Source organism: Pseudomonas sp. PS02290, from assembly GCF_029960075.1.
Classification (GTDB): domain Bacteria; phylum Pseudomonadota; class Gammaproteobacteria; order Pseudomonadales; family Pseudomonadaceae; genus Aquipseudomonas.
In genome coordinates, this window is record NZ_JASCOY010000015.1 from 1 (window position 1) to 23,481 (window position 23,481).

Here is a 23,481-nt window from a genome sequence, read left to right on the forward strand (position 1 = left end):
CTCCTACAAGGCCGCGCAACCCCTGTGGGAGCGACCGGGGTGGCGCTCCACCTTGCTCGCGAAAGCGTCAGCAGAATCAACATTGATCGCTGACAGATTCCACGATCTTCTTCCCGATATTCCGAGGACACCGCTTTGCCCGTTACTGACGTTGTGATCATCGGCGCCGGCGCCGCAGGTTTGATGTGTGCATTCACGGCGGCCCAGCGCGGGCGCAAGGTCATGTTGATCGATCACGCCAACAAGCCGGGCAAGAAGATCCTCATGTCGGGCGGCGGTCGCTGCAACTTCACCAACCTGTACACCGAGCCCGCCAACTTCCTCTCGCAGAATCCGCATTTCTGCAAATCGGCGCTGGCCCGCTACACCCAGTGGGATTTCATCGAGCTGGTGGGCAAGCACGGCGTGCCGTACCACGAAAAGAAACTCGGCCAACTCTTCTGCGACAACAAGTCCAGCGACATCCTCGATCTGCTGCTCGCCGAATGCCACACCGCCGGCGTGAGCCTGCATATGGACACCTCGGTGCAGAGCATCGAGAAAACCGACAGCGGTTACCTGCTGAAAACCACCCTGGGCGAGCTCCGTTGCGAGTCGCTGGTGATCGCCACAGGCGGGCTGTCGATTCCGACGCTGGGCGCCACCGGTTTCGGTTATCAGGTCGGCAAGCAGTTCGGCCACACGCTATTGCCTACCCGGGCGGGCCTGGTGCCGTTCACCATCACCGATCAATTGAAAGAGCTGTGCACCGAGCTGACCGGCACGTCGGTCGATTGCCTGGTGAGCTGCAACGACGTCAGCTTTCGCGAGAACATCCTGTTCACCCACCGCGGTTTGAGCGGGCCGGCCATTCTGCAGATTTCGTCATTCTGGCAGCCGGGCGACACGGTCGAAATCAACCTGATGCCCGACCACGACGCCCACAACTGGCTGACCGAGCAACAGTCTGAACGCCCGAACAGCGAGCTGAAGACGCTGCTCGGCGAGATTTTCACCAAGAAAATGGCCAACCTGATTGCCGAGCAATGGTTTGTGTCCAAGCCGATGAAGCAGTACACCCACGCTGAGCTGGCCGACATCGCCACCAGACTGGCGAGCTGGCAAGTGGTACCGGCGGGCACCGAAGGGTATCGCACGGCAGAAGTGACACTGGGCGGCATCGACACCCGCGAGGTGTCGTCCAAGACCATGGAATCCCTGAAATCACCGGGGCTGTATTTTGTCGGTGAGGTGCTGGATGTCAGCGGGCATCTGGGCGGCTTCAACTTCCAGTGGGCCTGGGCATCAGCGTATGCGGCGGCGCAGTTCGTCTGAGCAGTCGTTGCGAGCAAGCCCACAACGTCACACACGCGCGCGATCTCTGTAGGAGCAATCGGAGTTTGCGACGGTCGCGAAGAGGCCGGGTCAGGCAATACACATTCAGTGCCTGACCTTGCGCCTTCGCGACCGTCGTTACCTCCGATTGCTCCTACAAGTGCGTGTCGCAAATGAGAGAGGCACCCTTGGGGTCAAGGTGCGTTTTGAGGTATTGGCATCCGCCCCGGAATAAATTTTGCTAACCGGATGTACAGCGCGCATCCGGCGCTGTACATATCCCTCAGCAAAATCAATCGCGAACAAGGCCGTCAGCGTTCATGGCATCGACATCGTTGCGCAATACATTCCGCCGTCTCTGGGCGCTGGACAAGTTTTCCTACAGCGTGCGGGTTTTCATCGCGCTGACCGGCAGCATGGCGCTGTGCTGGTACCAGAACGAGATGTCTCAGTTGATCCCGCTGTTCCTCGGGATTATCGCCAGCGCCTTGTCGGAAACCGATGACAGCTGGCAGGGCCGGCTCAATGCGCTGGCCGTGACGCTGGTGTGCTTCAGCATCGCAGCGCTGTCCGTGGAGCTGCTGTTCCCCTACCCCGTGGTGTTCATCTGCGCGTTTGCCTTCGCGGCGTTCTGCCTGACGATGCTCGGCGCGCTGGGCGAGCGCTACGGCGCCATTGCCTACGCGACGTTGATTCTGTCGGTCTACACCATGATCGGCGTCGATCAGCGCGGCGGCGAAGTCACCGATTTCTGGCACGAACCCATGCTGCTGGTCGCAGGCGCGGCGTGGTACGGCCTGCTGTCGGTACTGTGGCAGATGCTGTTTTCCAATCAGCCGGTGCAGCAGGCCCTGGCCCGACTGTTTCGCGAGCTGGGCCTGTACCTGAAGCTCAAATCAGAGCTGTTCGAGCCGATTCGCACCCTTGATATCGAAGCCAAGCGCCTGGAGCTTGCCAAACAGAACGGCAAGGTCGTCGGTGCGCTCAACGTGACCAAGGAAATCATCCTCAACCGTGTGGGCAGTGGCCGCCCCGGCTCGAAGGTCAGTCGCTACCTGAAGCTGTATTTTCTGGCCCAGGACATCCACGAACGTGCCAGTTCGTCGCACTATCCCTACAACTCCCTGGCCGAGGCGTTCTTCCACAGTGACGTGCTGTTTCGCTGCCAGCGCCTGCTGCGCCAGCAAGGTCGCGCCTGCCGTGACCTGTCGGCGTCGATCCAGCTGCGCCAGCCGTTCATCTATGACGACAGCTTCGCCCACGCGCTCAATGATCTGCGCGCCTCCCTCGAACACCTGCGCATTCAGAGCAATCCGGCGTGGCGCGGGCTGCTGCGTTCGTTGCGGGCGCTGGCCAATAACCTTGGCACCCTTGACCGGCTGCTCAGCGATGCGAGCAACCCCGACGCCCTGGCGGACGCCACCGACAGCAGTCTGCTGGACCGCTCGCCGCGCAACCTCAAGGACGTCTGGACGCGCTTGCGCCTGCAACTGACGCCGACCTCGCTGTTGTTCCGTCACGCCCTGCGCCTGCCATTGGCGCTGGTCATCGGCTACATCATGGTTCACCTGATTCACCCGTCCCAGGGTTACTGGATCATCCTCACCACGGTGTTTGTCTGCCAGCCAAGCTACGGCGCCACGCGGCGCAAACTCGGACAGCGCATCATCGGCACCGCCATTGGCCTGACGGCGGGCTGGATTCTGTTCGACCTGATCACCACCCCGGTCCTGCAATCGATGTGCGCGGTGCTGGCCGGCGTGGTGTTCTTCGTCAACCGCACCACGCGCTACACGCTGTCGACGGCGGCAATCACGGTGATGATCCTGTTCTGCTTCAATCAGGTCGGCGACGGTTACGGCGTGTTCCTGCCGCGCCTGCTGGACACGCTGCTGGGCAGCCTGATCGCCGGCCTGGCGGTGTTCCTGTTCCTGCCCGACTGGCAAGGCCGTCGACTGAACAAGGTGCTGGCCAACACGCTGTCGTGCAACAGCATTTACCTGCGCCAGATCATGCAGCAGTACGCGAACGGCAAGAGCGACGATCTGGCCTATCGACTGGCCCGCCGCAACGCCCATAACGCCGACGCGGCGCTGTCCACCACGCTGGCCAACATGCTCATGGAGCCCGGGCATTTCCGCAAAGAGGCCGACGTGGGTTTCCGCTTCCTGGTGCTGTCACACACGCTGCTCAGTTATCTGTCGGGCCTGGGGGCCCATCGGGACGCACCGCTGCCGCCCGAAGTGCGCGAGCAGCTGATCGAGGGCGCCGGGGCCAGCCTTGCCGCGAGCATCGATGAAATCGCCCAGAGCCTGGCGATGCGTGAGCCTGTTGCGGTGCAAAGCGACGCAGAGGAGGCGCTGGCGACGAGCCTGGAACAGATGCCGGAAGAAATCGACGAAGGCCAACGGCTGGTGCAAACCCAACTCGCGCTGATCTGCCGTCAGTTGGGGCCGTTGCGCACCCTCGCAGCGCACTTGATCAAAGATCCCGTCAAAGAACCCGACCTCACAGACCGTGCAGCTTGATGAGCTTGTCGTACGTGCCGTCGGCTTTCATGTCGGCGATGGCCTTGTCGAAATCCAGAACGATCTGCTGATGATCCGCCCGTTTGATGCTGACCAGCATGTGCAGACTGTTTTCGCTCAGTGACTTGGGCAGAAATTCAACGCTGGCCTGTACGTCAGCCGGCTCGCGATTGAGGGCAAAGCGCGCCGCGTACTCGTCTTCCACCGTCAAGTCGACCCTGCGCGCCGCGAGCATCCTGACAGAGGTCGAGAAATTCGCAACCGGCACCTTCTTCAGCTCGGCATCGGCGTCGAATTCGGGCGAATAGGCGTAGCCGCGCACGACGGCAATGGAATAGCCGTGCAGCTGCGACAGGCTCTGAAAGTCGATGGCGGCGTCTTTGCGTTTCAGGAAAAGCAGGCGGTTAATCAGGTATGGCGCAGAGAAAACCCCAATGCGCGTGCGGTCTTCGCTGTACCAGGCGTTGATGACGATGTCATACCGCCCTTCGCTCAGCCCGTGAATCGCCCGCGCCCAGGGGACCTGCTCGTATTCGGTGTCATAACCGGCGCGGCCCAGGGCCGTGCGAATCAGATCAGTGGAAAGCCCGTCGTGCAGCAATGACACGTCGGCATAAGGCGCCCACGCATCGCCGGCGAGACGCAATGTCTGCGCGACCGCGCCTTGGGCTATCAGCATCATTCCCAACAGCCCTGCGGCGCACAGCAAACGCGACATGCTCAGCTTCCTTGTGGCAACTGGCCTTCAGTGAAGACGCATTTTGCGCATTGCACAACTCATAACACTGCGATGTTTGTGCTGCAGTTCAACAAAATGACGCGCCGTTGATTGAATCAGTATCGAGCCCTGCTCGCCGCGAATTTGGGCTTGCGCCGATATGCGTTTAGTATCCGGCATCCACTTCTTCTCGCAGGCCGGCGTCATGTCTATCAACTGGATTTGCAAACACCATACCGACCTTGGAAAAGAGCAGCTGTACGCCATTCTGCAACTGAGGGCGCAGGTGTTCGTGGTGGAGCAGAAATGCTGGTATCTGGACGTCGATGGCCAGGATTTGCTGGGCGATACCTGCCATCTCATGGCTTGGCAGGATGATCAGCTGGTCGCCTACCTGCGCCTGCTGGACCCGATTCAGCAGAACGGTGACGTGACCATTGGCCGCGTGGTGACTGCACCATCGATGCGCAACAAGGGCATGGGTCATGAATTGATGGTTCAGGCGCTGAAACACGCCGAACTTCAGTGGCCGGACCAGCCGATATTTCTCTCGGCCCAGGCGCACTTGCAGGGTTACTACAGCCGCTACGGCTTTAATCCGGTGGGCGAGGTGTACGTCGAGGACGGCATCCCGCACATCAGCATGCGTCGCGATCTGGACTGATCCGGCGCGGGGACCCCGATGGCCCTCGCAGGACCGGCTTTAGCCGGGAAGCTCTAGAATCAACGCCCCTGACACGACGTCACGGATACCCGAGCACCGTCTTGATGGCCTGCAAATTGCCCTCGATCCAGCGGCGGTCAATCGCGCCCCAGTCATGAATCCGGTAACCGCCGGCATGATTGCGGCCGCCATCCAGTTGTTCGAATTCGCAGACGATGTCCAGATCAGCCAGCGCCGCGATGGTGTCCTGGGCCGTGCGACGGGGCATGCCGGTGACGTCGGTCAGTGCCGGTACGCTGCTGGCGATGCCGCTGTCGATCAGATACGCCACGTACAGGCGGCGGTAGAAACTGCTCTTGGTCTTGCTGACGTCCATTAAAACTTCCTTGAAAAGCGCTAGCGGCTGATCAGCGCACGGCCGTCTGCATGTCCCGCCAGGTCAGGTAGATGCGCAGGTCGAATTCCAGCTGGTGATAGCCCGGCTGCATGTGTTCGCACAACTGATAGAACGCCTTGTTGTGGTCCGACTCCTTGAAGTGCGCCAGTTCGTGGACCACGATCATCTTCAGAAACTGCGGCGCGGCCTCCTTGAACAGCGCAGCTACGCGGATTTCCTTCTTGGATTTAAGCTTGCCGCCCTGCACCCGCGACACCGTGGTATGCAGGCCCAGCGCGCGGTGTGTCAGGTCCAGGCGGTTGTCGAACAGCACTTTGTCGATGTTCGGCGCGTTGCGCAGGTATTCCTGCTTGAGCGCCAGCGCATAGGCGTACAGCGCCTTGTCGCTCTGGATTTCGTGACGATCCGGGTAGCGCTGCTGCAGATACTCCGTCAGCCGGTCCTGCGAGATCAGCTGCCGAACCTGATCCTGCAGGCCTTCGGGATAAGCCTGCAGGTATTTGAGCGGCATTGGGGGAGTGACAGTCATGGTCGGATCGGGTCGCGGGAAAAACGCGAGTCTACCGCGTCAGTCCTGCCCGAGCAGCTGTAACGCGACCGGCAGATCGACCGGCTCGACAAAACGCTCTGCCTCCAATGGCGGCATCGGATGAGCAATCAGGAAGCCCTGAATGATCTGACAACCGTTGTCGACCAGCCACTCATACTGCTCGTAGGTTTCGACGCCTTCGGCAATCACCTCGATATCGAGCATGCGACACAGGTCAATGATGCTGCGCGCGACGGCCAGATCCCGGGACGATCCCAGCATGCCGCCAATGAAGTGCCGGTCGAGCTTCAAGGTGTCCAGATCGAGGTTGCGCAGATGGGCAAGGGAGCTGTCGCCTGCGCCGAAATCGTCCAGCGACACACGCACGCCGATGTCATGCAGGTCCTGCAGTTGCTTGCGGCTGTGAACCAGGTTGTGGACCAGCGACGGCTCGGTGATCTCGACTTCCAGTTGCCGGGGTTTCAGGCCGTGTATCTGCATCGCGCGCTGCAACTCGGCCGCCAGATTCGGCAGGCTGAATTGCGCAGGGCTCACGCTGACGCTCATGACCAGATCGTCCGGGAAGACGTCACTCCAGCGTTGGCGCTGCGCCGCACCCTGCTCGAAAATCCAGCCGCCGAGCTTGTTGATCAGACGCGTCTCCTCCAGCAGCGGAATGAACACGCCTGACGGCACATCGCCCGCGTCCGGATGATGCCAGCGCAGCAGCGCTTCAAAACCCCGCGTCTTGCCGGTGACCACGTTGACCTGCGGCTGGTAGACCATGGAAAAGTCTTTGCCGTCGATCGCCGTGCGCACGCTCTCTTCGAGCATCAGACGGGAGCGTGCGCGGCCATTCATGTACTGATCGAAGAAGCGGTATTGCTGACGCCCTGCGCGCTTGGCTTCGTACATCGCAATGTCCGCCGCGCGCAGCAGGCCATCCAGATTGGTGCCGCAGTCCGGGTAGACCGCGATGCCGATACTCGCGCCGAGTGTGGCTTCGACCCCGTCAATCATGCGCCGTGCAGACACCCTCTCGATCAGCTTTTCGGCGACCTTCGCGGCGTGTTCGGGGAAGTCCAGTCCGTCGATGACCACCACGAACTCGTCGCCGCCCATGCGCGCAAGCACATCGTAAGGGCGCAGGCAGTCTTTCAATTGCGCGCCGACCCACTGCAACACCTGATCGCCGGCGTCATGACCCAGCGAATCATTCACATCCTTGAAGCCATCGAGGTCCAGGTACAACACCACCAGATACTTGCCCGCGTGTTCGTTGCGCAGCAGCATCCCTTCGACCGTCTGATAGAAGCCGCGGCGGTTGAGCAGGCCGGTGAGGGAGTCGGTCACGGCCTGATGCTCGAGCTGACGATAGAGGTCACGCACCACTGACATGTCGAGCACGCTCAGCACCATCGCGCGCTGCTCGGCGGGCAGCGGCGCGCAGGACAACGCGACCGGGACCTGACGCCCCTCGGGCGTTCGCAGCACGGCGTCATGGACGCGATAGGTATCGGCACGGCGATAGTGATGATAAAAGCCGGAATCTGCCCATTCGCCAACGCTGGGCTCGTGCAGGTAGGTGCACAACCCGGTGCCGCGCAGCTCGCCGTCGGTCATGCCCAGCAACCGGCAGATCGCCGGATTGGCGAAACTGATGACGCCGTCTTCGGTGACGACAAGGATGCCTTCGGCCACGTTGGCCAGCACCGAGGCGTTGAACGCCCGCGCCGATTCCAGCTCGCGGCTCAGCTTCTGCAGGGCACGCCGATTGTGCTGCTGCTCCAGAAGCGCCTGAACCTTGGGCCTGAGAATATTGGGATCGAAGGGTTTGAACAGGTAATCGACTGCGCCGCTGGCGTAACCCTTGTGCACCGAGTCGCGGGATTGTTCGTTGGCGGTGAGGAAGATGATCGGCGTCAATCGCGTTCGCAGACTGCCACGCATGAGGCGGGCAACTTCGAAGCCATCCATGTCCGGCATCTGCACATCCAGCAGCACCAGATCGACATCTCGGTCCAGCAAAATACCCAACGCTTCCATGCCTGAGGCGGCGGTGATGATTTCCCGGTCCTGGCGCTGCAGTACCGCGCACATGGTCACCAGATTTTCCGGGTAATCGTCAACAACCAACAATACTGATTTGCCACTGGGTGGCAGGGACTGCGCGCATTCCATGCTGCTACTTATCATTCACTTTACTGCCCGGGGAATGGCCCCGCTGATGGACTGATTGGCCATTACTCTAGCTTCGATTGGAGAAAAAAGAAGGCAGCCATAGTAGTGCAATTCGAAAAGTGCCATCCAACCGACTAACGGTAACGGTGCTCAATGTCAGGAACACCCTGAGCTGCAGCGAAGATAGCGGCACTTTGACGTCAACCATCCGACAGATTCGCGTTAACAAATGCGCCGTGGAACCGTATAAAAAGCCGCCCCCAACCCCCTTTCGCCCGCATCTTTGCTGGCAATGAGACATATCGGACGACTAGACATGATTGATTTGGGAACGTGGAATCTGAGCATTCCAGTGGGCTCGCCCCCCGCCACCATCGAGACACAACAACTGCTTCAAGGTTACGACGGCAAATACTTCAAGTCCGGCTCATCGAACATCACATTCTGGGCTCCGGTTACCGGAAGCAAGACCGCCAATGCGATCTACCCGCGTACCGAGTTGCGCGAGACCTGGTCCAACGGCACGCTGCACAACTGGTACTACCAGGATGCCGACAATTATCTGAATGCCAAGCTCAAGGTTCTCCAGGTGCCATCTTCAGGCAGGGTCGTCATCGGTCAGATCCACGTCTACGACAGCACGCAGCCGCTGTTGAAGCTCGAATATCAGTACCTGGAAGCGACGCACATGGGCAACATCGTCGCCAAGGTCCGCTACCACCCCACCGACAAAAAAGCGCGCGTGATCACGGTGGCGGAAGACGTGAGCCTGAACGAGACGTTCAATTACGTCATCCACCTCAATAAAGCCGGGTTGCTCAGCGTGACCGCCCACGGCATGGCCTGGAACGACCGGATCAGCGCCACCTGGAGCAAACAGCAGCTGTACTTCAAGGCCGGGGTCTACACCCAGGACAACACGGGCTACACCAGCGAAGGCGGCAAGACCATGTTCTTCAACCTGGACGCCGACCACAACAAGAGCTGATGCGCTCGCAAGGGAGCCCGAGCGCCAGTGTTGCTCGGGCTCTTGAGCGGGCAGCCCTTATGCCGCCCTGTATTCTTTTTCCGCTGCTTCGAAGCGGGTCAGCATGCCCGGCGTAGGGCCTTTGCCGATTACGCTGAACAGCACGATGGCGATGCTGGCGAAGATGAAGCCGGGGATGATCTCGTACAGGCCCAGCAGTTCGAAATGCTTCCACACCACGACCGTGATCGCGCCGACCAGAATCCCCGCCAGTGCGCCGTTGCGGGTCATGCCCTTCCAGATCACCGAGATCAGCACCACCGGCCCGAACGCGGCGCCAAAGCCTGCCCAGGCATAGCTGACCAGACCCAGCACGCGGTTTTCCGGGTTCGCCGCCAAGGCGATCGCAATCAGCGCCACCAACAGCACCATGGCCCGGCCGACCCACACCAGCTCAACCTGGGACGCGCTTTTGCGCAAAAACGCTTTGTAGAAGTCTTCGGTCAGCGCACTTGAACAGACCAGCAACTGGCAGCTCAGCGTGCTCATCACCGCCGCAAGAATGGCCGAAAGCAGAACGCCAGCAATCCACGGATTGAACAGGATCTTGGCCAGCTCGATGAAGACGCGCTCGTGGTTTTCAGTCACCGGACCGGCCACCTCAGGGTGCGCCGAAAAGTAGGCGATGCCGAAGAAGCCTACCGCGACGGTGCCGCCCAGGCAGAGGATCATCCAGGTCATGGAAATGCGACGGGCCTTGGCGATCGACCTGACCGAATCAGCGGCCATGAAGCGCGCCAGGATGTGCGGCTGACCGAAGTAGCCCAGGCCCCAGCCCATCAGCGAAATGACGCCGATGAAAGTGGTGTTCTTAAGCATGTCGAAGTTGCTCGGGTCCTGGGCTTCGATGGCCATGAACGTGGTGTCGATGCCACCGGTCGCCAGCAGCACGATGATGGGCGTAAGGATCAGCGCGAAGATCATCAGGGTCGCTTGTACGGTGTCTGTCCAGCTGACTGCCAGGAAGCCGCCGACGAAGGTGTAGGCAATCGTCGCCGCAGCGCCTGCCCACAACGCGGTTTCGTAGGACATGCCGAAGGTGCTCTCGAACAGCCGCGCGCCAGCGACGATGCCGGAAGCGCAGTAGATCGTGAAGAACACCAGAATCACGATGGCGGAAATCACCCGCAGCAGACCGCTGTTGTCTTCAAAGCGGCTGGAGAAGTAATCCGGCAGGGTCAGCGCATCGCCGTTGTGCTCGGTCTGTACCCGCAGGCGACCGGCAACGAACAGCCAGTTCAGGTAGGCGCCGACGATCAGCCCGATGGCGATCCAGCCTTCCGAGAGACCGGACATGTAGATCGCGCCCGGCAACCCCATGAGCAACCAGCCGCTCATGTCCGATGCACCGGCCGAAAGCGCCGTGACCACACTGCCGAGGCTGCGCCCGCCGAGGATATAGTCCGAGAGATTATTGGTGGAACGGTAGGCCATGAGTCCTATGAGGACCATCGCGGCGATGTAGATCACGAAAGTGATCAAGGTAGGGTTGCTGACACTCATCGGTTAGGTTCCGGCGTTGTTTTTATAGGCGCGAGCAGAGCGAAGTCCTCCTGAGGCATCAGGTTCGCTATTGGCCGCTCGCGTGCGTCGCGGGCTGGCGAGAACCTCGCCACTGCACACCGCTTGAATGCACCAAAGCGGCGCATCCTAGAGGACACTCTGGCGCAGGTGCAACCCGAAAAACGCCATTCCATGGCTTTTTTACAATTTAGATCAGAGTGCCATATACCCCGTATTTGCAGGGCAACAGCCAGCTATAGACTTGGCAAGGCAGGTACCCGAACCGGGCAAGGCCAGGCCAGTTCGACTCAAAACAGGGCACTTTGGAAACACTTTGAAAAAAGCGGTTGCACCCGGTTGCACCTTTTCGATCCCGCGGCTAATCTTGCCGCAGCTAAGCCACATGACCGTGGCTGTCATGAGGATAAGAAATGGCCACCACCACCCTCGGTGTCAAACTCGACGACCCCACCCGCGAGCGATTGAAAGCGGCGGCGCAGTCCATCGACCGGACGCCCCACTGGCTGATCAAGCAGGCGATCTTCAATTATCTGGAGAAGCTCGAGGGCGGTGCGACCCTGAATGAACTCAGTGGTCAGGGTGGCAAAGACGCCGATGATCAGGGTGATCTGCCCGCCGACAACGCCCATCAGGCGTTCCTCGAATTCGCCGAAAGCATCCTTCCCCAGTCTGTTTTGCGCGCCGCCATCACCTCCGCCTACCGCCGTCCCGAGCCTGAAGTGGTGCCGATGCTCATCGAGCAGGCGCGCCTGCCTGCGCCAATGGCCGATGCAACCCACAAGCTGGCGGCGTCGATCGCTGAAAAGCTGCGCAACCAGAAGAGCACCGGTGGCCGCGCCGGTATCGTCCAGGGCCTGCTGCAGGAATTCTCGCTGTCATCGCAGGAAGGCGTGGCGCTGATGTGCCTGGCCGAAGCCCTGCTGCGCATTCCTGACAAAGGCACCCGCGACGCATTGATCCGCGACAAGATCAGCACCGGCAACTGGCACCCGCATCTCGGCAACAGCCCGTCGCTGTTCGTCAACGCCGCCACCTGGGGCCTGTTACTGACCGGCAAACTGGTCAGCACCCACAACGAGGCGGGCCTGACCTCCTCGCTGAGCCGCATCATCGGCAAGTCCGGCGAGCCGATGATCCGCAAGGGCGTCGACATGGCCATGCGCCTGATGGGCGAGCAGTTCGTCACCGGCGAGACCATCGCCGAAGCTCTGGCCAACGCCAGCAAGTTCGAGGCTAAAGGCTTCCGTTACTCCTACGACATGCTCGGCGAAGCAGCACTGACCGAGCACGACGCGCAGAAATACCTGGCGTCCTACGAGCAAGCCATCCACTCGATCGGCAAAGCCTCCCACGGTCGCGGCATCTATGAAGGCCCTGGCATCTCCATCAAATTGTCCGCGCTGCACCCGCGTTACATCCGGGCACAGTACGAGCGCGTGATGGATGAGTTGTACCCGCGCCTGCTGTCGCTGACCTTGCTGGCCAAGCAATACGACATCGGCCTGAACATCGACGCCGAAGAAGCCGATCGCCTGGAGCTGTCGCTGGACCTGCTTGAACGCCTGTGCTTCGAACCGCAACTGACCGGCTGGAACGGCATCGGTTTCGTGATCCAGGCGTATCAGAAGCGCTGCCCTTATGTGATCGACTACGTCATCGACCTGGCCCGCCGCAGCCGCCATCGCCTGATGATCCGTCTGGTGAAAGGCGCGTACTGGGACAGTGAAATCAAGCGCGCCCAAGTCGAGGGCCTGGAAGGCTACCCGGTCTACACGCGCAAGGTTTACACCGACGTTTCCTACATCGCCTGCGCCCGCAAACTGCTCTCGGTGCCGGAAGTCATCTACCCGCAGTTCGCGACCCACAACGCCCATACGCTGTCGGCCATCTACCACATCGCCGGTCAGAACTATTACCCCGGTCAGTACGAGTTCCAGTGCCTGCACGGCATGGGCGAACCCTTGTATGAACAGGTCGTCGGCAAAGTCGCCGATGGCAAGCTGAACCGACCGTGCCGCGTGTACGCACCGGTCGGCACCCATGAAACGCTGCTGGCGTATCTGGTGCGTCGACTGCTGGAAAACGGCGCCAACACCTCCTTCGTCAACCGCATTGCTGACCAGTCGATATCCATTCAGGAACTGGTTGCCGATCCCGTGTCCAGCATCGAGCGCATGGCCACCCAGGAAGGCGGGTTCGGCCTGCCGCATCCACGCATTCCGCTGCCGCGCGACCTGTATGGCAGCGAGCGCGCCAATTCCGCCGGCATCGACCTGGCCAACGAACATCGTTTGGCATCGCTGTCTTCTGCCCTGCTCGCCACGGCGCACAACGACTGGAAGGCGGGCCCGATGCTGGGCAGCCCGGTCAGCGCTGGCACTGAAACGCCGGTCCTGAACCCGTCCGATTTGCGCGACGTCGTTGGCCACGTACAGGAAGCCAGCCTGGAAGACGTCGATAACGCCCTGCTCAGCGCACTCAGCGCCGGACCGATCTGGCAGGCGACGCCGCCGGCCGAACGTGCCGCAATCCTTGAGCGCGCCGCGGACCTGATGGAAGCCGAAATACAACCGCTGATGGGCTTGCTCGCTCGCGAAGCCGGCAAGACGTTCGCCAACGCCATCGCCGAAGTGCGCGAGGCTGTGGATTTCCTGCGCTACTACGCGGTGCAGGCACGCAACGATTTCAGCAACGACGCTCACCGCCCGTTGGGCCCTGTGGTGTGCATCAGCCCGTGGAACTTCCCGCTGGCGATTTTCAGCGGTCAGGTGGCGGCAGCCCTGGCGGCCGGCAACCCGGTGCTCGCCAAACCCGCCGAACAGACACCGCTGATCGCCGCGCAGGCCGTCCGCATTTTGCTCGAAGCCGGTATTCCCGAAGGCGTGGTGCAACTGCTGCCGGGCCGCGGTGAAACCGTCGGCGCACGGCTGGTCGGCGATGATCGCGTCAAGGGTGTCATGTTCACCGGTTCCACTGAAGTCGCTCGCTTGCTGCAACGCAATGTCGCCGGCCGTCTCGATGCTCAGGGCCGGCCGATTCCCCTGATCGCTGAAACCGGTGGCCAGAACGCGATGATCGTCGACTCCTCGGCGCTGACCGAACAAGTGGTCATCGACGTGGTGTCCTCGGCGTTCGACAGCGCCGGCCAACGCTGCTCCGCACTGCGTGTGCTGTGCTTGCAGGAAGATTCAGCGGACCGCGTCATCGAGATGCTCAAAGGCGCAATGGCCGAAAGCCGCCTTGGTAACCCGGAGCGCCTGTCGGTGGACATCGGCCCGGTGATCGATCAGGAAGCCAAGGCCGGCATCGAGAAACACATTCAGGCCATGCGCGACAAAGGCCGTAATGTGTATCAGGTCGCCATTGCCGACAGCGACGAGATCAAGCGCGGCACCTACGTGATGCCGACGCTGATTGAGCTGGACAGCTTCGACGAACTGCAACGGGAAATCTTCGGCCCGGTCCTGCACGTCGTGCGCTACAAGCGTCGTGAGCTGGATCAACTGATCGCGCAGATCAACGCCTCCGGGTACGGCCTGACATTGGGCGTACACACGCGCATCGACGAGACCATCGCCAAGGTGATCGACAACGTCAACGCCGGGAACATGTACGTCAACCGCAACATCGTCGGCGCCGTAGTGGGTGTGCAACCGTTTGGTGGCGAAGGTTTGTCGGGCACCGGCCCGAAAGCCGGTGGCCCGCTGTATCTCTACCGTTTGCTGTCGACGCGTCCCGCCGATGCCGTGCAGAAATCCTTCGCCGCCCGCGATGCGCAACAGGCGCCGGACATCCGCATGCAGGAGGCGATGCTCAAGCCGCTGCATGCGCTCAAGGCTTGGGCAAGCAGCCAACAACTCAGCGATCTGGAGGTGTTATGCAGCCAGTTCGCCGAGCAATCCCAAAGCGGCGTGACCCGCACGCTCATGGGCCCGACCGGCGAGCGCAACAGCTACAGCATCCTGCCGCGTGAGCACGTGCTGTGTCTGGCCGAAGATGAGACAGATCTGCTGGCGCAACTGGCCGCAGTGATGGCGGTGGGCAGTATGGCAATCGTGCCGGACGTTGAACCGGCCAAGTCGCTGCGCAATCGTCTGCCGAAGGATGTGCAGTCCCGCATCAAGCTGGTTGCCGACTGGAACAAGGACGCGGTCGCCATTGACGCGGTATTGCACCATGGCGATTCCGATCAACTGCGCGCTATCTGCGAACAGGTCGCTCAACGCAGCGGCGCGATCATCGGCGTTCACGGGCTTTCCAAAGGCGAAACCAACATTGCGCTGGAGCGTCTGGTGATCGAGCGTGCACTGAGCGTCAACACCGCGGCAGCGGGCGGTAATGCGAGCCTCATGACCATCGGCTAGAGGCCTTCGCGGCCAAAGCCGGTCCCACTCAGTGCACGCGCTATTCAGTGGAATCGGCTTCAGCCGGGAAGAAGCCAGTGCGGGCGCCATCCGTTTTGCGATGGCGCCGATGCATCCTTGCCGTTTGGTGGCCGTTTGAGCGCCCCATCACCCGCATCAATCATCCTGTTCACCCCTTCTCCTCGCCCCTAGACTCGACGGCATTCCCAAGAAAGGTACGCCGCCATGTCCGAGACGCTGCTCAGTTCCCGCAATCTGGCTTTCGAGCTGTATGAAGTGCTGGACGCAGAGGCGCTGACTCGGCGCGAGCGTTTTGCCGAGCACAGCCGGGAAACCTTCGATGCAGCGATCAGCACGGCGCGCAACATCGCGGAGAAATACTTCGCGCCCCATAACCGCAAAAACGACGAGAACGAGCCGCGCTACGAGAACGGCGCAGCGGTGCTGATTCCGCAAGTGAAACCCGCCGTGGACGCCTTTCTCGAGGCTGGGTTTCTGAACGCCGCCCGGGACTTCGACGCCGGTGGCATGCAACTGCCGACCCTGCTGTCTCAGGCCTGCTTTGCCCATTTCCAGTCCGCCAATGCCGCGACGGCGTCGTACCCCTTCCTGACCATGGGCGCGGCGAATCTCATTGAAAACTTCGGCACCGACGAGCAAAAGCGGCGCTTTCTGCAACCGATGATCGAGGGCCGCTTTTTCGGCACCATGGCCCTGACCGAACCCCACGCCGGATCGTCGCTGTCGGACATCCGCACACGCGCCGAGCCTGCGGAAGACGGCAGCTATCGCCTGCGCGGGAACAAGATTTTTATCTCGGGCGGCGATCACCCACTGTCCGAAAACATCATCCATCTGGTCCTCGCCAAACTGCCCGACGCACCCGCGGGGGTGAAAGGCATTTCCCTGTTCATCGTCCCGAAGTTTCTGGTTAACGACGACGGCAGTCTCGGTGAGCGCAACGACGTCATTCTGGCCGGGCTGTTTCACAAGATGGGCTGGCGCGGCACCACCTCCACGGCGCTGAACTTCGGGGACAACGGCAACTGCGTCGGCTATCTCGTGGGCAAGCCGCATCAGGGCCTGAGCTGCATGTTTCAGATGATGAACGAGGCACGCATCGGCGTCGGCATGGGCGCGGTGATGCTGGGTTATGCCGGTTACCTGTACTCGCTGGAATACGCCCGCGAACGTCCGCAAGGCCGACTGCCTGACAGCAAGTCACCGGACGGGGCGCCGGTGTCCATCATTCAGCACGCCGACGTGAAACGCATGCTGCTGACGCAAAAAGCCTACGTCGAGGGTTCGTTCGACCTGGGCCTTTACGCCGCTCGGCTGTTCGACGACACGCAGACGGGCGACAGCGAGGACGTGCGCAAACACGCCCACGAGCTGCTTGACCTGCTGACGCCCATCGTCAAATCCTGGCCTTCGGAGTTCTGCCTGAAGGCCAACGAACTGGCGATCCAGATTCTCGGCGGCCATGGCTACACCCGTGAGTACCCGGTGGAGCAGTACTACCGCGACAACCGCCTGAACCCGATTCATGAAGGCACCCACGGCATTCAGTCCCTGGATCTGCTGGGACGCAAACTGGCGCAGAACGGAGGCGCGGGGCTCAAGCAACTGACTCGTCTGATCGCTGACACCTGTGAGCGGGCCCAGGCCCATGAATCGCTGACGGTATTGCGCCAACCGCTGGAGCAACTGGTCGCTCGCCTGCAAGCGGTGACCCTCGGCCTACTGACCGATCTGAGCGAGGGCAAGGTCAACGGGACGCTGGCCAACTCGGCGCTGTACATGAAGGCGTTCGGGCACGCGGTGATTGGCTGGCGCTGGCTGGAACAGGCGATTCGTGCGCAGGAGGGGTTGGAGAAGAACAACGAAGCCGACACTGACTTCTACAAGGGCAAGTTGCAGGCCGCCCGGTACTTCCTGACGTGGGAAGTACCGGGTTGCCATCATGAGCTGGCGATTCTTGAGCGCCGGGATGACGCTTGTCTGTCGATGCAGGCGGGCTGGTTTTAAGCCCGCCACATGACAGCCGCAGCGACTCGCTCGCGCTAAGCGTTGATTCAAGCCCCTGGTGCCTTCCAGGAGTTTTCGGCGCCCGGAAAGATTCTGAACCGTGAAGCAAACGGGCGATAAAACTCTTTTACCCGATTCAAGCGTTTGTAGTATTCGGACGCATAGACATTGGTATCCATTTTGAACCCGTCGTCGAGCAGGTCGGCATAATCCGGCCGGGTTTCTTTGAGTACATCCAGAAACAACCTGGGCCCCGTGACTTCCGAGATCTGCGTCATGTAGGCGGTCATCGCCGCCTTGGATTGATGTCGGGAAGACGTCAACGCTTCAAGGGCGGCGTATTGTCTGGTGAACCGGGTATGAATTTCCCGCTCCATTTCCCTGAACACGGGATTGCCGGGGCGGCTGGCGAAATGACTGTTACCGGGGCCTTTGAACGACAACGTCGGGCTTTCCAGTGTGCCGCCCACCAGCACGTCATGGGGTCCCGCCAACAGCTCGGCTCCCGAGAATGAGCGACCGATGACGTCGTCGCAGTCCATGTAGATGCCGCCGTACTCCCTGATCAATCGATACCTCAAGATATCCGAGGCTGCGGCGAAGTTTTCCAATTCTCCTCGGCGAAAGCAAGAAAACGCTGTCGAGGTGTGCGGGTCGTTCATGAAGCCCTCGAATAAGGGCTCATCCTGCAGCCTGGAAATGGTCATGTTGGGAAAGTCGGCGAACGCATGCTGCAACTGCGCTTGAGGGGACAGACCCTCTACCTCTGCCGTGTCGTCAATATCCACATGCATCGTGAACTTAAGCTCGGGACTGATTCGCATGTTGGATTTGATGTTTTCGATGAGCGATTCACTCGGCAACCGCCGGCCCAGCCAGACCTGGTGCACCATCTGCTCGACCGGCTCTGCATTGGCAGGAACACCCGGCAGGCGCCGGAAGGTGTAAAACACGTCACGCACCCCTGCCCTCAAGTTATCCCTGACCCTCAGATAATCCGTCTCGGTCCCTGTGCGCCAGCGGCCCTTATTGTCCAGCCAGAGAAACCGCTCGTTACTCGATTCCCAGCAGGCTACCTCAGCGTTGTAAGCGACCTTGGTCCCCTCAGGAACGTTGTTGGCGAAATATCGAAGTACCTGCTTTCCTTCCTCGTTCTCTACCCACCTCATTTCGATGCCGTCCATGGGGATCTCGACCGTCACGGGTGGCTGGGCGCGCGTGAGTGTGATTTCACCCCGTTCGCCCGGCAGTGCCGTCCGGGGCGATTCCTCAATGAAACTGGCGCCGCCGCGCAGGCCGGGACGCAGGTCAATGTCGGAATAGAAACCGCTGGTGGGTTTAACGTAGGGCCCCTTCACCTGCGGATCTTCCGCCGAGAAGATGCGGTACTGCCCGACCTTCTCGACGGGCTCCACCGGATACACCTTCGCGTGCACACGGGCGAAGTAAGCTATCTCGCCGGGGGCGGGATGCTCGACTTTATAGACGGCTCCAAGGTCGTCCACTTGCCAGGCGCCAGGGATGTCACCCAGCGCGGCCCCGTATTCGAAGCGGGCCAGTGACGCTCTCAGGGCCGGCTGCAGCGAACGCAAACCCTCCGGCTCCACGCCAAACGCTTTGATGCTGTCGTACGTGTTGATGCGATGGGCTTTGAGCGCGATGCGATCCCGCTCTTCCTGACTTAGCCGTGCCTGGCGATCACTCGCCGACTCGCTCGCCTGCGCCAGTTCCTCTTCAATACTTTCAGTCTGCGCTCGTTGTTGCTGCTGAACAGCCACCGCCTTTTCCTCGGGACTTCGATCAGCAATCATTTGCCCGATTTCATCCACAGCATCAGAGGCCGTCTCTTCCGCCACACGGGTGGCAGCCGCCGCCAGCCTGCTCGAAGCCGCTGCTCCGCCGATGACAGCGGGTACCGCATTTAGAACGCCGAACACAATGCGGTCCACGCCGTCTTGCCGCTCTTCAAGGGTCCTGCCTTCAATGACCTCATCGATGCCAAGCCCGACCAGCGCCACGGACATTGCGGCCAGTGGAATCCAGAGCGCCGGCACCGCCATTGCGACAACACCGGTCACTGTTACGGCCCAGTACAACACCTCCGCCGATATCTCTTTGTTGTAATCCGCCTGGCTACGGATCAGTTGATTGCCGTCGGATTCAAGTCGGCTCTGCACGTTGTATTTGAAGTGGGAAAAAGGCCAGGGTGAAAGGGCATCGCCGAGATGGATGATCTTCGCCGGGTCCCAATGCCCCGTTTTCACGTCAAGTTTGTGCGGAAACGCTGCGAGTCCTGCCAGGGTCTGGTGAAGTCCGGTGTAGGTGAAACCGTCGGCGACGTCTTCCACCTTGAAATGCCCTTCAAGGGCCTTCCTTCGACGTGGCCCCTGGCACTGCAGCGCAATCCAGCTTCGTAATTCGGAAAGATGCTGGAAGGCGTGAAGGGGCGACGAGTTGCCAGGGATGTACATCACCAGCCTGTCGGTGTGTTCGTCTCTGATGACGATGATGTCAGTGGCGACGTACCGATACAGAATCAATTCCCGAATCGTCACGTCATGGGGCAAAGGCGCGTCGGCGAATGCTCTGAACGTCAAGGCGTCCCAGGTCTGATCCGGCGTCAGGCCAAGCGCTCGCAAGACCAGCTCTTTATCCTCAGCGCTCAGGGAACCCTCCTGATGCTGTACGAAAGCGGATTTCAACAGCGCAGCTTTGATCAACAGGTTGTAGTCATCACCATGGCGATGCCAGAAGCGCTGGAGCGCCTCCTGATAGTGGGACTGCAAATCGAAGTCCCACACATATCGTTTGAAGTCCTGTGGATTGATCGCCATATGGGTCGATCTGTCATAGCGCTGGGGGCTGGTCTTGCGATAAATCGCCTCATAGGCCCGGCACGGTCCGAGGTCCAGGCGTCCCTCAACGACGCGCGCCGGATATCCGCCTTCCTTGTAAGGACTCAAGTGCCCGAGATGATGAAGAACTGTCCGTTGCCGTTTTGCTGCCAGTCCCGCATGAAGGCCTCGGTCAGGGTCATGGAATAAGCAACCTTTGCCCGGCCCGGTTCCTTCTCCCATTGATTGATGTACAGCGTGGTCATCAGCAGTTCGTCCGGATCCGTCTCTTCGAACACATGCTGGAACAGATAGGCTTGCGCTTGGGTGCGTGCATACTCACGTGGCGATTCGTAGCTGACGTGCTGCTGATCGAGCCAGTCGCTCAGCAGCATGGCGTCAGGGTCGACTTCGTTCCCGGGCGCCGGCTCGATGGGCCACCCGTTTTCGTCGCGCGGCACACGTGGCTCGTTCCAGCCACTGTCTTCCCAGTCCTCGCCTCTCTGGTGACGCCAGCCCGAGACTCGCGACATGTCGCGACTGCGCCGAAGCTCGTCAGCCCTGCGCTCCAGAGCGGTCGTATCCTTTCTGTCTTTCATAACCCGACATCCTGTCAGTGAGTGAGTCCGTAGAGTCCACCGACAGGCACGCAGGGCGGCCATAGATAATTATTGCTTACGAAATGTGCAGGCTGTTCAGGGTTGTTGAATCGGAAAGAAACGATCGACCAGCACCCGCCCGGCACTTCCCAATCGCGCCACATAACCCTGGCGACTGAAAGGCTCAGCGGTCCGCATGTCGAGCAATTTTCGGCCCGGCACTGGCCCGGTGACTTCACGCAGCTGGACTTTCATGAACCGGTAGAACGTCCCGATGACGTGTTCGATGCTGTCGATCTGAAAGTAGTGGCCGGGTAAAAAAATAGCCTCGGCCTCTTCCGGACTCGCAGAGAACGGCGCGATCGGGGTTGCGCTCAAGTACTGTTTTTCCGGCAGTACGAACACCACGCTGGTGTCGTCAAAGCGGATCGGCGCACTCGTGGCACTGGCATGGGCGCCGCCCTGACTGCTGGCAAAGGTGCGCGCCTGATAGGGGTTTTCGCTGAATGAGGTGATATCGGTGTTGACCAGCACATCGCCCACGCTGACGTCGCCGGTACGGAAGAAGGCGCCCGACGTACCACGTGCCCCGCTGCCGCCTCGATACAGCGCGACGTCATTGTTGTACCCCAGCGTGGTGACGTCCTCGGCAAGCCTTTGCACCAGCGCCACTTGATCGGAATAGGTCGCCACGCCGGTTCGCAAGAACCGGTTATACGCATCGTCCTCATGGGTGTAATGCTTGATGGAAGCACCGACATATTCACCGTCCGCGGTCTTGAACACGCGATGTTTGGCCCCCCACTCATCAAAATGCACGTCTTCACCCTCGGAATCGGTGGCGATAACTTCTTCGGGCTCCATGCAGAACACCTCGACCACTGCCTTTTGCCGGGCCAGCGCCGCCTCCGAATAAAGCTGCTCATCGAACAGGTTGAGCTGCATGAAGCGATCCCAGAACGCCGATTGCACATTGGCAATGGCCGTCGTGGGCGGCGGACTGATCGTCACGGCGCCGGCGTCCATGGGTGCACCGCCAGACAAGCCCGGGATCGGAAGCCGTTCCCAGCCGCCTTGCACACTGAAGCGGACCGGGCATCTGCCATGGAACGCAAACGGGTTCTGGGGATCGATGATGACCCAGCTGTCCAGGCTTTGATCGAAGTTCAAACGATGCGCTCGCCCTTCGATGACCGCCCATGCTTCGCCACTGCTCAGCCGGTATGACCCTTGGTAGGGCCCTTCCTCCAACACGGGCGCCAGCGATTCGAGGACGACGTTGTCGCTCATGCCCGACAACGGATCGGTCGCCAGGAGAGCCGGCATCGCATCGGCGCCTGCATCCAGCCCCAAAGGCCTTGATGCCTTCATGGTCTCCCGCACGTCAGTCCCCATGCGCGTCAGCAGCGGCAGGTTCAAGAACAGATAAATAGCGCTGGCGATGGCGCCCAAAATACCTCGCCTGCGTTGTTCGGCGCTTTTACCGTTGACCGCCTGATCGATATTCAACCCCGTGCTGATCAGGCTCGCGCCCACCACAGCCAACGCCAGCGGCCAACCCAGCGGCGCCAGATTGCCGAGCACGGACAGAAAGGCGTTCAGGTAGCCGAGCCAGATCTGCTTGCGAAGGTCGCTGTTATCGGTCAGCAGGGTGGCGGCGTCAGCGGTCATGTCATGACGGGCGACATCTCGCAGGTAGACGAACGGATCACCCGAGATCGGCTCTGTTCCGCGATTGAGGAGGCGATTGGCTCCAGCGTCGTCGTGATCATTGCTCAGCAGCCGAGCCACATCGCGCTGGAATGCAGCGCGGTGCGTCTCCCAGTCACTCGCCGAATGCAGAAATCGGGCGCAAAAGACCGCCCGAGTTCTGATGGACAGGAACTGCGCCTTCAACCACTCGTACATTTGGTGGTGGGTATCGAAGCAGTAGAACGGCGTTTGCGCACCGCAGACATACAGGATCTGACGTCCGTTTTCATCGACGATACGCAGAATGTCCCGAGCCTTGAACGCGCCCAGTTCCAGATAAAACACCGACACCGCTGACGTCACAGGCATTGGCTCACGCAGCTGCGCGAGGGTTACAAGCCCCGGCCCGGTCGCCAGGACGCTGCGCAGCATCTCGAAATCCGTGGCTGACAGCTGGTTTCTGCTCAGGCCTTCTCCTGCAGACGCTAGGTAGCGAACCTTGGCAAGCACGCAGAAGTTGTCGCCGTGCTGCGCCCAGAACCTGTCCATCCTGCGGCGGTAGCCCGCAGTGAAATCAAGGGCCCAGAAATCGTTGAGCACCTCTGTCGGGAGCATGCGCACTTCATTCCGTTCGTCATAAAAGCCATGCTGCGGACCGTCGGTGTAGAAACCGCCATACACCGCAAGCTCGTCGGGGGCTTGCTGCTCGCTTGCGTTGAAACGACGAATCACCAGTTCGGTCATCGTCATGGATTCCATCGTAGCGCCAGCGTGCTTCCATCCGGTAAAGGAGCGCGAACTGCTGCTGGCACTGGAGAACCGATGCCAATACACCCGATCGGGGTCCAGATGCTTACCCGTGTGTCTGAAAATAATGCTCTGGGCAGCGGATCTCGCCAGTGCATTGAGATCGGGATAGTCGATGACGTAACGGCTGGCTATCAGTTTGAGCTGACGTTCATCCGATTCGGGTAATGGGTGGGCTTGTACGTTCATGATGATCACTTCTCCTGAAATAGGAGCCAGAGGTGATCAGAGTTGGCAGCGCGGGCTGGCATAAATATGTATTGCTGCTGTCATCC

The 23,481-nt window shown here is 60.6% G+C and carries 14 protein-coding genes; 6 read left to right on the top strand and 8 right to left on the bottom strand.

Annotated features, from left to right (window positions below; genetic code table 11):
• The first annotated feature begins 135 nt into the window (after positions 1-135).
• Both QMX88_RS09720 and yccS read left to right on the top strand, forming a co-directional pair.
• Entirely contained in the window at positions 136-1,314 is a 1,179-nt protein-coding gene (locus QMX88_RS09720) for an NAD(P)/FAD-dependent oxidoreductase (protein ID WP_282368679.1), read from the top strand.
• 320 nt (positions 1,315-1,634) lie between these two features.
• A complete protein-coding gene (gene yccS, locus QMX88_RS09725; RefSeq protein WP_192171161.1) occupies positions 1,635-3,842 on the top strand; it encodes a YccS family putative transporter in 2,208 nt (735 codons plus the stop codon).
• On the opposite strand, the gene QMX88_RS09730 is transcribed toward yccS, so the two are convergent.
• Positions 3,823-4,560 carry a substrate-binding periplasmic protein gene (locus tag QMX88_RS09730; RefSeq protein ID WP_282368682.1) on the bottom strand — a complete coding sequence of 246 codons (738 nt, stop codon included), beginning with the start codon at positions 4,558-4,560 and terminating at the stop codon, positions 3,823-3,825. The two genes, yccS and QMX88_RS09730, sit on opposite strands and share 20 nt — an antisense overlap.
• Positions 4,561-4,765: 205 nt before the next feature.
• On the opposite strand from QMX88_RS09730, the gene QMX88_RS09735 reads away from it, so the two are divergent.
• Entirely contained in the window at positions 4,766-5,224 is a 459-nt protein-coding gene (locus tag QMX88_RS09735; RefSeq protein ID WP_192130954.1) for a GNAT family N-acetyltransferase, read from the top strand.
• 79 nt (positions 5,225-5,303) lie between these two features.
• Here QMX88_RS09735 and QMX88_RS09740 read toward each other — a convergent pair whose 3' ends face one another.
• Genes QMX88_RS09740 through QMX88_RS09750 form a run of 3 tightly spaced genes read right to left on the bottom strand, consistent with a single transcriptional unit; the run spans position 5,304 to position 8,346 of the window.
• Complete coding sequence (locus tag QMX88_RS09740; protein WP_192171163.1) at positions 5,304-5,600, bottom strand: winged helix-turn-helix domain-containing protein; 297 nt, start codon at positions 5,598-5,600, stop codon at positions 5,304-5,306.
• A 31-nt stretch (positions 5,601-5,631) separates the two neighbouring features.
• Positions 5,632-6,132, bottom strand: a complete 501-nt coding sequence (locus QMX88_RS09745) for a YgjP-like metallopeptidase domain-containing protein (protein ID WP_282368802.1) — start codon at positions 6,130-6,132, stop codon at positions 5,632-5,634.
• Positions 6,133-6,189: 57 nt separating this feature from the next.
• Complete coding sequence (locus tag QMX88_RS09750; protein WP_192171165.1) at positions 6,190-8,346, bottom strand: putative bifunctional diguanylate cyclase/phosphodiesterase; 2,157 nt, start codon at positions 8,344-8,346, stop codon at positions 6,190-6,192.
• Between the two features lie 301 nt (positions 8,347-8,647).
• Between QMX88_RS09750 and QMX88_RS09755 the strand changes: the two genes are divergently transcribed.
• The gene (locus QMX88_RS09755) at positions 8,648-9,319 is read left to right on the top strand and encodes a polysaccharide lyase family 7 protein (protein ID WP_282368686.1); all 672 of its coding nucleotides are present in this window, start codon (positions 8,648-8,650) and stop codon (positions 9,317-9,319) included.
• Positions 9,320-9,376: 57 nt separating this feature from the next.
• Here QMX88_RS09755 and putP read toward each other — a convergent pair whose 3' ends face one another.
• Positions 9,377-10,861, bottom strand: coding sequence for a sodium/proline symporter PutP (gene putP / locus QMX88_RS09760; protein WP_192171167.1), 1,485 nt, complete (start codon positions 10,859-10,861; stop codon positions 9,377-9,379).
• A gap of 431 nt (positions 10,862-11,292) precedes the next feature.
• Here putP and putA point away from each other — a divergent pair, with 431 nt between their 5' ends.
• Both putA and QMX88_RS09770 read left to right on the top strand, forming a co-directional pair.
• Complete coding sequence (putA, locus tag QMX88_RS09765; protein WP_282368690.1) at positions 11,293-15,246, top strand: trifunctional transcriptional regulator/proline dehydrogenase/L-glutamate gamma-semialdehyde dehydrogenase; 3,954 nt, start codon at positions 11,293-11,295, stop codon at positions 15,244-15,246.
• Between the two features lie 225 nt (positions 15,247-15,471).
• Entirely contained in the window at positions 15,472-17,274 is a 1,803-nt protein-coding gene (locus QMX88_RS09770) for an acyl-CoA dehydrogenase (protein ID WP_282368692.1), read from the top strand.
• Positions 17,275-17,321: 47 nt separating this feature from the next.
• On the opposite strand, the gene QMX88_RS09775 is transcribed toward QMX88_RS09770, so the two are convergent.
• The 3 genes from QMX88_RS09775 to QMX88_RS09785 form a co-directional block, all read right to left on the bottom strand.
• Positions 17,322-20,351 (bottom strand): dermonecrotic toxin domain-containing protein, encoded by a 3,030-nt coding sequence (locus QMX88_RS09775; RefSeq protein WP_336620220.1) that lies wholly within the window; start codon positions 20,349-20,351, stop codon positions 17,322-17,324.
• Positions 20,234-20,707, bottom strand: coding sequence for a dermonecrotic toxin domain-containing protein (locus tag QMX88_RS09780; RefSeq protein WP_282368694.1), 474 nt, complete (start codon positions 20,705-20,707; stop codon positions 20,234-20,236). The genes QMX88_RS09775 and QMX88_RS09780 overlap by 118 nt, the downstream gene beginning before the upstream one ends.
• A gap of 96 nt (positions 20,708-20,803) precedes the next feature.
• Positions 20,804-23,395: a dermonecrotic toxin domain-containing protein gene (locus tag QMX88_RS09785; RefSeq protein WP_282368695.1), complete on the bottom strand. Its 2,592-nt coding sequence runs from the start codon at positions 23,393-23,395 to the stop codon at positions 20,804-20,806.
• Positions 23,396-23,481: the final 86 nt, after the last annotated feature.

Bases quoted from the DNA above. Each gene is read 5' to 3' on its own strand.
- yccS (WP_192171161.1), top strand. From the start codon at position 1,635: ATGGCATCGACATCGTTGCGCAATACATTCCGCCGTCTCTGGGCGCTG.
- QMX88_RS09730 (WP_282368682.1), bottom strand. From the start codon at position 4,560: ATGTCGCGTTTGCTGTGCGCCGCAGGGCTGTTGGGAATGATGCTGATA.
- QMX88_RS09735 (WP_192130954.1), top strand. From the start codon at position 4,766: ATGTCTATCAACTGGATTTGCAAACACCATACCGACCTTGGAAAAGAG.
- QMX88_RS09740 (WP_192171163.1), bottom strand. From the start codon at position 5,600: ATGGACGTCAGCAAGACCAAGAGCAGTTTCTACCGCCGCCTGTACGTG.
- QMX88_RS09745 (WP_282368802.1), bottom strand. From the start codon at position 6,132: ATGCCGCTCAAATACCTGCAGGCTTATCCCGAAGGCCTGCAGGATCAG.
- QMX88_RS09750 (WP_192171165.1), bottom strand. From the start codon at position 8,346: ATGATAAGTAGCAGCATGGAATGCGCGCAGTCCCTGCCACCCAGTGGC.
- QMX88_RS09755 (WP_282368686.1), top strand. From the start codon at position 8,648: ATGATTGATTTGGGAACGTGGAATCTGAGCATTCCAGTGGGCTCGCCC.
- putP (WP_192171167.1), bottom strand. From the start codon at position 10,861: ATGAGTGTCAGCAACCCTACCTTGATCACTTTCGTGATCTACATCGCC.
- putA (WP_282368690.1), top strand. From the start codon at position 11,293: ATGGCCACCACCACCCTCGGTGTCAAACTCGACGACCCCACCCGCGAG.
- QMX88_RS09770 (WP_282368692.1), top strand. From the start codon at position 15,472: ATGTCCGAGACGCTGCTCAGTTCCCGCAATCTGGCTTTCGAGCTGTAT.
- QMX88_RS09775 (WP_336620220.1), bottom strand. From the start codon at position 20,351: ATGGGAGAAGGAACCGGGCCGGGCAAAGGTTGCTTATTCCATGACCCT.
- QMX88_RS09780 (WP_282368694.1), bottom strand. From the start codon at position 20,707: ATGAAAGACAGAAAGGATACGACCGCTCTGGAGCGCAGGGCTGACGAG.
- QMX88_RS09785 (WP_282368695.1), bottom strand. From the start codon at position 23,395: ATGAACGTACAAGCCCACCCATTACCCGAATCGGATGAACGTCAGCTC.